Genomic DNA, 8,149 nt, shown 5'->3' with positions numbered 1-8,149 from the left:
AGGGTATCAAGTTGATAGGCTGCAGGCATAAAAAAGCTCACCTGCCAATCTTGTTGATTGTTTAATGCATCGGTACTTAATGCAGCCTGCTGATCGTTTAATTGCATGCTAACGGGCGCAGTCATGCTAATGTTTTCTGATTGGCCCGATGATAGATGTTGATTATTGCCAAATATATAGTCGGCTATGCCTCGAAAACCCGAGCTGGATGCGCTTTTCATATTGCCGCGGGTAACCACGGAGGCGGCAATATGGCTTGCATAATGCCGAATTTCAAACTCATCTTGTTGGTGAAGCAGCGCATATTTGGGCTCTTCAATGGCAAACAAACCGTGACTAAACACAGCTAAAAATAAAATCGTTAAGCGCAACATGGGAGTGTCCTGAGAGCCAGTTTAGAGTCTGAATCATAATGCCTTTACGCGGTGATTCAGTAATCGGCTCTGCGAACGCTAAATTTTTGATGTTGCAGCAAGGTTATCACTGCGCTACGAAAACGTTACGGCACCGCGATGCCAAGCTGATTAAGCGTATTGGCAGTCCATATCAGCGGTATGCCGACAATCGCGCTAAAATCCTCACAGTCTAGCGTTTCAAATAAAGCGATACCTTGCGCTTCGATACGGTAGGCACCGCAGCTATGAAGCGGCTGATCTTGAGCGATATAGCGATGAATTTGCTGATCGCTGAGTTTGCGCATCTGTAAGGTGGCAATATGGCTATGGATATATTCTTGCCCGTCGGCGTAAATCACAACAGAGCTTATTAGGCGGTGTTGCTGCCCGCTAAGTTTCCGTAGCTGCTGAAATGCATTCGCCTCAGTGATCGGCTTACTTAAAATGCCTTGCTGAAAGCTTGCGATTTGGTCACCGGCAATAATGATTGCATCAGGGTGTAAACGTTTTATGTTGTCGGCTTTCAGTCGCGATAATGCTTGTGATAGGGCAATATGATCGCTGATCTGCGTTTTTAAAGGAGACTCATCGACATCAGGGGCTATGCTGCAAAAGTCGAGATTAAGTTGTTTTAGCTGTTGTTGCCGATAGCGAGAGCTACTGGCAAGAATAATCTGGCGCATGAAATGAAGCTTTTAAAATAAAGTATTTGAAATAAAGTTTTTTAGGGTGTCAAAGGTATTTGGATAGTAATCAGGTGATCAGAGCATACCATTGCGGTGCATAAAAATATGCTTTATTTGCTACGGCGCTTTTGGTCTCTAACCACTGCATTATGTGCATGCAGACTCTCTAAATGCTCAATTTTCAGCCGATAGTCTTGCACTAGCGGCATTTGATCAAGACAGTGTTTTAACCGTCTGGCGGCATCTTCGCAAAACATCAAATTATTGGCATTCAACTGTGCGAACGCTTGTTCGTCTTGGCGTTTAACGGCGGTTTGCACGGCAGTTGCTATCATTTCCTCTAGCTCGAAAATCAGCAAGGCCAGGTCGGGCCAAGCGGCATCGCCAATATCTAGCTCAATATGCGCATTCGATCGCTGGCTGTGCGGGGTGGCAATTGAGCCTGCTTCAGACCTTATCCAATTAAGAAGATCGTGCTTGTCGATTGTCGCATCACTAAATCTATGTTCAACCGCATCCGCATACAGTTGGCGGCTTAATGCTGCCGAGCAGGGGCAGGTACTAGAGTAGGGTATGCTAAGCCCTAAGGTTTGGCTAAAGCCTTGCTCACTCTGCTCAGCAGACAGCTGCAGCGGGTAGCTTTGATAGCCGAATTCATCGCTTAACAGTGCTGGCTTTTGCAAAATAAGCTCGAAGTGTAATTCGATTTTCGCTGATTTGCTAATGCCCTGCTGGCTTTGAATAAAATGGCTCAGTAAGGCGTTCAGCGTTGCCTTATTGCATGTCTGTTGTGCTAGCGTATTCAGTGCGAGGTGCAGGCGTGACATATGAATGCCCTTTGCAGCTAAAGCGTCGAGACTAACAAAGACATTAGCCTTAGCTGCAACGGTAACCGCCTTTTGATCAGCTATTTCAAGCTGAATAGGTACGGCGATATTTTCCATACCCACCCACTGTAATGCATGTGGCTTATCGGCATGAAGTTCAGACGTTACGTCGGGTAAAGCAGAAGAAGACAACAATAAGCTCCTGTTTAGCGATAAAATTGTAAGCGTTGTGAAGGCAATGGCTGTTCTAGTACCTTATCGCCATCAAATACCAGTTGACCATTGACCCACGTTTTATCAATGCGTGACTTAAATTGATGCTGATCGAATGGTGTCCAGCCACAGAGATAGCGAGCGTTGCTGTGACTGGCGAGGGTGCCTTGCTGTTGGTCGATTAATACCAAATCAGCATGATAGCCTTCACGAATAAAACCTCTGTCTTTAATTGCATAGCGAATAGCGGGATTATGCGAAGTTTTCTTCACGACGGTTTGAACACTTAACCGCTGTTCTGCAACCTGATCAAACAAGCTGAGTAGTGCATGTTGCACTAACGGTAATCCAGCAGGCGATTGATGGTATGGCAGCTGTTTTTCCATCAGCGTATGCGGCGCATGATCGGTGGCGATAATATCTATGACATCATCATTTACCGCTTGCAGCAAAGCTAAGCGATCATGCTCAGTTTTTATCGCAGGGTTGCACTTAATAAGATTACCGAGTGCGGCATAGTCATGATCGCTAAACCAGAGATGATGAACACAGGCCTCAGCAGTAATGGATTTGTTAGCAATATTGCCGCGCGTAAATAGCTCAAGCTCTTTGGCTGTCGTAATATGCAATACATGTAACTGACTATTAAACTGTTTGGCCAAAGCCACGGCATAGGACGAAGAAGCGAAGCAGGCCTCAGTGTTGCGAATGCGAGGGTGGTCTTGAATAGTTGGCACTAAACCAGCTTGATCATAAGCTGCTAAGTTTTCAGCGATCAGCGGGCCACTTTCACAATGGGTAACAATCAAAACCGGGCTGTGCGCGAAGATTGACTCTAAGGCAGCAGGGTTTTCAACCAATAAATTTCCGGTTGAAGCGCCCATAAATACCTTAACACCGCAGTGATGGCGCGGATCAAGGCGTTTAATCTGTTCGAGATTGTCTTCCGTGGCGCCGAGATAAAAAGCATAGTTTGCCATCGAGTGTTGATGTGCGATGGCATACTTTTTTTCTAATGCCTCAAGTGTTGTGGTGGCCGGATTGACATTGGGCATCTCCATATAGCTGGTAATACCCCCGGCTACAGCCGCGCGTGATTCAGTAGCAATAGTGCCTTTATGGGTAAGTCCGGGTTCACGAAAATGCACTTGATCATCGATCATGCCAGGTATCAATAATTTACCATTTGCATCGAATACGGTTTCATTGCCAGTAGCTGAAATTGAATGTGCAATCTTGGCTATGCGGCCTGACTGCACACGCAAATCAGCCTCTATAATTGTATCCTCATTGACGATACGTGCTTGCTGTATAACAAAGCTGTTGCTCATTGGCCGGCGTTTCCTTGCACCACAACCGTTTGTTTCTGGCTATCGACGGCTAAGTAAAAACAATTCGGGCGCCCAGTATGACAAGCGGGGCCGGTTTGCTGCACCAAACAGAGCAGGGTGTCGCCATCACAGTCAACAGCCATGGAAATCAATTGTTGAAAATGGCCACTGCTTTCGCCTTTTTTCCAAAGCTGTTGGCGGCTGCGCGACCAGTAGGTGACAAAGCCTGTATCTAGCGTGGTCAGTAAAGCAGTTTTATTCATCCAGGCATGCATCAGTACGGTTTTCGATTCAGCATCTTGGGTGATGACGGGAATTAAGCCATCGGCGTTAAACGCCAGATGATCTATAAGCTCGCTCAAAGCAACAGAGGATTGGTGTGTGGCTTGTTCAAGCTGCTGAAACCATTGACGGCGTGATGAATCCTGATCTTGACGCATAAGAGTATTTGACTGACTGATAAATGACTGCGGTTATCTAGACACAAGCGCGCAGTGTAGATAAACTACGTGTATTAAATGATATGATACATCATATCATAAATATTGATAGCGCTTTTGCGATGGATTTGAGTCGTCAGCGTCAAGTTCTGGCGTTGAGCAAGCTGCCGCAAATGTGATGCGCAGAATATCTCACTTATGATGACATGATTATGAGCAAGACATCCGGCCCAGATGTGATGAGTAAATCGCAGTTGCTGAAAGCGCCTGCTAGCGATTATATGAATGATGCACAGCTTGCGTTCTTTAAGCAGACTTTGATAGAGCTTTATGAAACGACACAAGCTCGTATAGAGGATGCTAAACAGCAAATGAAGCAACCGCATGACTCTAGCGACGCCAGCGATCTAGCCACTTGGCAAGAGCAATCTAACTTAGCCTTACGCATTGTTGATCGTGAGCAAAAGTTATTGCCTAAGATCAAGGACGCTTTGGCACGTATTCGTTTAGGCAGCTATGGCTATTGTCTTGAGACAGGCGAGCCGATAGGTATCCCACGATTATTAGCTAGGCCTACAGCTGAATATGGTTCTGATGTGAAAATGTTACAGGAGCTCAAAGAAGATCACTATCGTGACAGCTAAACCCTTTTTTAAAACTCTCTCAATGTTTGGATGATGTATGATTCTTTCGGGTAAAGAAATCGCTGCTAGAATGGGCAGCAATATTATAATCGACCCTTTCGATCCTCAAAAAATTAACCCTAATAGCTATAACCTCACCTTGCATAATGAGCTGCTGGTTTATCAGCAGTCGCCTCTTGATATGCGTGTAGATAACCCCTGTGAGTCTTTGATTATCCCTGATGAGGGGCTGTTGCTTGAGCCCAATCGCCTCTATTTAGGTCGCACCTGTGAGTTTACTGCCACCGAAAACCTAGTGCCGATGCTTGAGGGGCGTTCCTCTGTGGGTCGTCTAGGTTTATTTGTGCACGTTACTGCAGGCTTTGGTGATGTGGGTTTTAAAGGCTATTGGACACTCGAAATTTTTTGTGTTCAAGCCATACGTATTTATGCCTTTGTCGAAATTTGCCAAATTTATTACCACACCTTAGCCGGTGACTATAGCGCTTATAACAGCGGCAAGTATCAAAACAATCGCGGCATTCAGTCTAGTCAGCTGTTTAAAGATTTTAGTTGAGCATCTGTTTTGCTTAAGCAAGTTTCGCCATATCAATTTGACTCTTACTCTCTTGATATACAGGCGAACATGTTATGATATAACATATCATTTCTAGCGTATTGGCTTATAATCATGCAGTGTCGGAGGATTATATTATGCAAGCTGTCAGTCAAAAATTACCGGTGACGGTTTTATCCGGTTTTCTGGGTGCCGGTAAAACCACCGTGTTAAGCCATATTTTAAATAATCGCGAGGGCAAAAAAGTTGCTGTGATTGTTAATGATATGAGCGAAATTAATATTGATGCATCGATTGTGCAAAACGATGTCTCGCTCAATCGTAGCGAAGAAAAGCTGGTTGAAATGAGCAATGGCTGCATTTGCTGTACTTTACGTGAAGATTTGTTGCTCGAGGTGAATAAGCTTGCGCATGCAGGCCGCTTTGATTATTTAGTGATTGAATCTACCGGTATCTCTGAGCCTCTGCCTGTTGCTGAGACCTTTACTTTTGCCGATGAAGACGGTGTATCTTTATCTGATGTTGCCGAACTTGACACCATGGTCACGGTGGTTGATGCAGTTAACTTTTTGCGTGATTACGATGCGGCTAAATATCTGCAAGATACTGAAGAATCGCTGGGTGAAGAGGATGAGCGCAGCGTTGCTGATTTATTGGTTGACCAGGTTGAGTTTGCGGATGTTATTTTGATCAGTAAAACTGACCTGGCTGAGGCTGAAGAGGTTGAGCGCTTAATGGCCATTTTGCGCACCCTGAATACCGAGGCTAAGCTTATCCCTATTGCGCACGGTGGCGTGGCCGTCGATGATGTGCTGAATACTGGCCTATTTGATTTTGAGCGTGCGCAGCTTGCACCCGGCTGGTTGAAAGAGATGCGGGGCGAGCATGTACCTGAAACAGAAGAGTATGGTATTGCGAGCTTTACTTACGAGGCTCGACGCCCCTTTTATCCCGCTAAATTTTATCAGTTTTTACACAGTACAGAACAGTACGGTAAATTAATTCGCTCCAAGGGCTATTTTTGGCTAGCAACTCGGCCGCAGTTTGCCGGGCAGTGGAGTCAGGCCGGTGGTATTGCACGATATGGTTTTGCCGGCATGTTTTGGCGTGCAATACCGAAAGAAAACTGGCCTACAGAGTCAGAATATTTGGCGTCGATTGAAGAGAAATGGCAAGAGCCTTTTGGTGATATGCGCCAAGAGTTAGTCTTTATTGGTCAGGGGCTTGATCAAGCTGCTATCACCGAGGCATTGGATAACTGTTTGTTATCCGAAGAGGACGTTTTGCAAGGCAAGAGCTACTGGGCCAATTTAGAAGACCCATTTCCCAGTTGGGAGCCAGCAGCATGAGTCTGAGTGCTGACAAGCTTGAGCGTTCTGTCTCGCCATCATCTGAATATCATGGTCCTGACAATGATCAGTCACAGCAGGTACAACAGCGCAGAGCAGTATTCGCTGATGAGCTAGTGGTTCTGTCGGATATCTATCAAGATGACGTCAATCTCGCTTGTTGGCAGCGTCAGCTTGCCTCTGCTCTAAAGTTGCAAGTGAAGGCTTTCACTGCGGTTAAACCCAACTTCAAGCTATCGCTCACAGTGTCACCTGAGCGCGCCGAGTCGGCTCTATTGGAGCAGCTTGGTGTGGGTTTTGAAATATTGGCGGCTGAAATCGCTGAGCTGGTTGATATGTTTTGTTATTTATTTGACCTACCGCGCACGGGTTTGCGGCTAAGCACCTTAAATGCTGCGATGTGCCCGAAATTTCATGTTGACCGAGTGCCTTGTCGATTGGTGACCACATTGCAAGGTGATGCCACAGAGTGGTTACCGCATGCTGCGGTTGATCGCAGTAAATTAGGTGCGGGCAGTGCAGGTCTTGCAGATCATCTGTCTGGCCTATATCAGCACGCGACCGATGTGCAGCAATTACGCTGTGGTGATGTGGCGCTGTTAAAGGGTGAAAACTGGTTTAATAATGCGCAGGCAGGCTTGGTTCATCGCTCGCCTCAGGTGACTTCGCAGCAGTCACGGCTATTCTTGAGTTTAGATTTCGCGGATTAAACCGCGCTGTATCAGATGCACTGTAAATGTGATAAATATTCAATTAGCTTAAAGAAGATGAGCTTATTATGATCCCGACAGATTATCAAAGCTGGCACCACTGCATTACCGTAGATTGTGGCATCACATTGAGCGCAAGCTATATTCAGCAGCGGCTGACAGCGTTGAATAATCTGTCTGATTTTCGCACGCAGCAATTTATTCGTTTATACGGTAAGTCGCACCATCAGCAGGTGTTAGGGTGGTTTCAACAGGCACAGGACAGCCTGTCCTCTTAATTTTAAATATCAGCGCTTAACGTAGCCATTATGCTGCTGTACCCTCTGTTAAACTTTTCTGCTATGCCTCTCGGCTAAGCCTTCCTGCTAAACTTTCCGCTATACCCATGACAGGCAGGCAGACAGCATGCTTAGGCCGCGTTAATGCGTAGATTACATTCCTTAGGCTCTAACTAGTTAATACAGCTAAGCGCTTTCATGCTAAATACTCAAACGATGCCATAGTTTGTATTAACAGCGAGTCGATCGCTGTGTTAGGCTAATCCATAAATAATAACAAGGACGGCTAATATGCGAATTTTGGCAAGGGTTTTATTGTTTGTTCAAGGTGCAATGTGCGTGGTGTATGGGCTTGTGGTCGCGTTTAACCTCGATGCACTGGCGGCCTATATGGGGCTGGCTATTGTTTCTGGCGATGGTCGCGCCGAAATGCTTACGATGTATTTAGGGCTTAGTAGTGCATTAGGCTTGTATATGCTGTTTGCTGCACTAAGTGGGCGTCGTGTGTATGAGGCACTGCTGATTTTGTGCTTGTCGATGTTAGGGATTACGCTTGGGCGTTTACTAGGCTGGTTATTATTCAATACTGGCGACTATATTCTCAGCTCATTGGCTTACGATGTACCGATGATTGTGCTTACACTATGGTGTTACTGGCGCTTACAGTTTGCTGCGCTTGATCAGCATAGCAAAGCAGCTGATGCTTAAGTTTATCAAAGA

Annotated in this window: 11 protein-coding genes; 6 read left to right on the top strand and 5 right to left on the bottom strand. The window is 45.8% G+C overall.

Annotation, left to right across the window (positions count from 1 at the left end):
- The 5 genes from HRU21_10460 to hisI all read right to left on the bottom strand — a co-directional run.
- A partial coding sequence (locus tag HRU21_10460; GenBank protein NRA42711.1) for a heme-binding protein occupies positions 1 to 374 on the bottom strand: 374 nt, incomplete at its 3' end.
- Positions 375 to 499: 125 nt separating this feature from the next.
- Positions 500 to 1,078 carry a septum formation protein Maf gene (gene maf, locus HRU21_10455; GenBank protein NRA42710.1) on the bottom strand — a complete coding sequence of 193 codons (579 nt, stop codon included), beginning with the start codon at positions 1,076 to 1,078 and terminating at the stop codon, positions 500 to 502.
- A 113-nt stretch (positions 1,079 to 1,191) separates the two neighbouring features.
- Positions 1,192 to 2,100: a GTP cyclohydrolase I FolE2 gene (locus HRU21_10450; protein NRA42709.1), complete on the bottom strand. Its 909-nt coding sequence runs from the start codon at positions 2,098 to 2,100 to the stop codon at positions 1,192 to 1,194.
- Between the two features lie 14 nt (positions 2,101 to 2,114).
- On the bottom strand, positions 2,115 to 3,452 hold the full coding sequence (locus tag HRU21_10445) for a dihydroorotase (GenBank protein ID NRA42708.1): 1,338 nt from the start codon (positions 3,450 to 3,452) through the stop codon (positions 2,115 to 2,117).
- Positions 3,449 to 3,892 carry a phosphoribosyl-AMP cyclohydrolase gene (gene hisI, locus HRU21_10440; protein NRA42707.1) on the bottom strand — a complete coding sequence of 148 codons (444 nt, stop codon included), beginning with the start codon at positions 3,890 to 3,892 and terminating at the stop codon, positions 3,449 to 3,451. Before hisI ends, HRU21_10445 begins: the two co-directional genes overlap by 4 nt.
- A gap of 212 nt (positions 3,893 to 4,104) precedes the next feature.
- Between hisI and HRU21_10435 the strand changes: the two genes are divergently transcribed.
- From HRU21_10435 to HRU21_10410, 6 genes are all read left to right on the top strand, one after another.
- Positions 4,105 to 4,536: a TraR/DksA C4-type zinc finger protein gene (locus tag HRU21_10435; protein NRA42706.1), complete on the top strand. Its 432-nt coding sequence runs from the start codon at positions 4,105 to 4,107 to the stop codon at positions 4,534 to 4,536.
- Between the two features lie 37 nt (positions 4,537 to 4,573).
- Positions 4,574 to 5,092 carry a dCTP deaminase gene (locus HRU21_10430; GenBank protein NRA42705.1) on the top strand — a complete coding sequence of 173 codons (519 nt, stop codon included), beginning with the start codon at positions 4,574 to 4,576 and terminating at the stop codon, positions 5,090 to 5,092.
- A gap of 137 nt (positions 5,093 to 5,229) precedes the next feature.
- Positions 5,230 to 6,441 carry a GTP-binding protein gene (locus HRU21_10425; GenBank protein NRA42704.1) on the top strand — a complete coding sequence of 404 codons (1,212 nt, stop codon included), beginning with the start codon at positions 5,230 to 5,232 and terminating at the stop codon, positions 6,439 to 6,441.
- The gene (locus HRU21_10420; GenBank protein ID NRA42703.1) at positions 6,438 to 7,151 is read left to right on the top strand and encodes a DUF1826 domain-containing protein; all 714 of its coding nucleotides are present in this window, start codon (positions 6,438 to 6,440) and stop codon (positions 7,149 to 7,151) included. Before HRU21_10425 ends, HRU21_10420 begins: the two co-directional genes overlap by 4 nt.
- 68 nt (positions 7,152 to 7,219) lie before the next feature.
- Complete coding sequence (locus tag HRU21_10415) at positions 7,220 to 7,429, top strand: hypothetical protein (protein NRA42702.1); 210 nt, start codon at positions 7,220 to 7,222, stop codon at positions 7,427 to 7,429.
- Between the two features lie 291 nt (positions 7,430 to 7,720).
- Complete coding sequence (locus HRU21_10410; protein NRA42701.1) at positions 7,721 to 8,137, top strand: hypothetical protein; 417 nt, start codon at positions 7,721 to 7,723, stop codon at positions 8,135 to 8,137.
- Positions 8,138 to 8,149 lie beyond the last annotated feature (12 nt).

It is taken from the genome of Pseudomonadales bacterium, assembly GCA_013215025.1.
In the GTDB taxonomy this organism is placed as follows: Bacteria; Pseudomonadota; Gammaproteobacteria; order Pseudomonadales; family DT-91; genus DT-91.
This window is presented reverse-complemented; position numbering and strand designations above follow the sequence as displayed.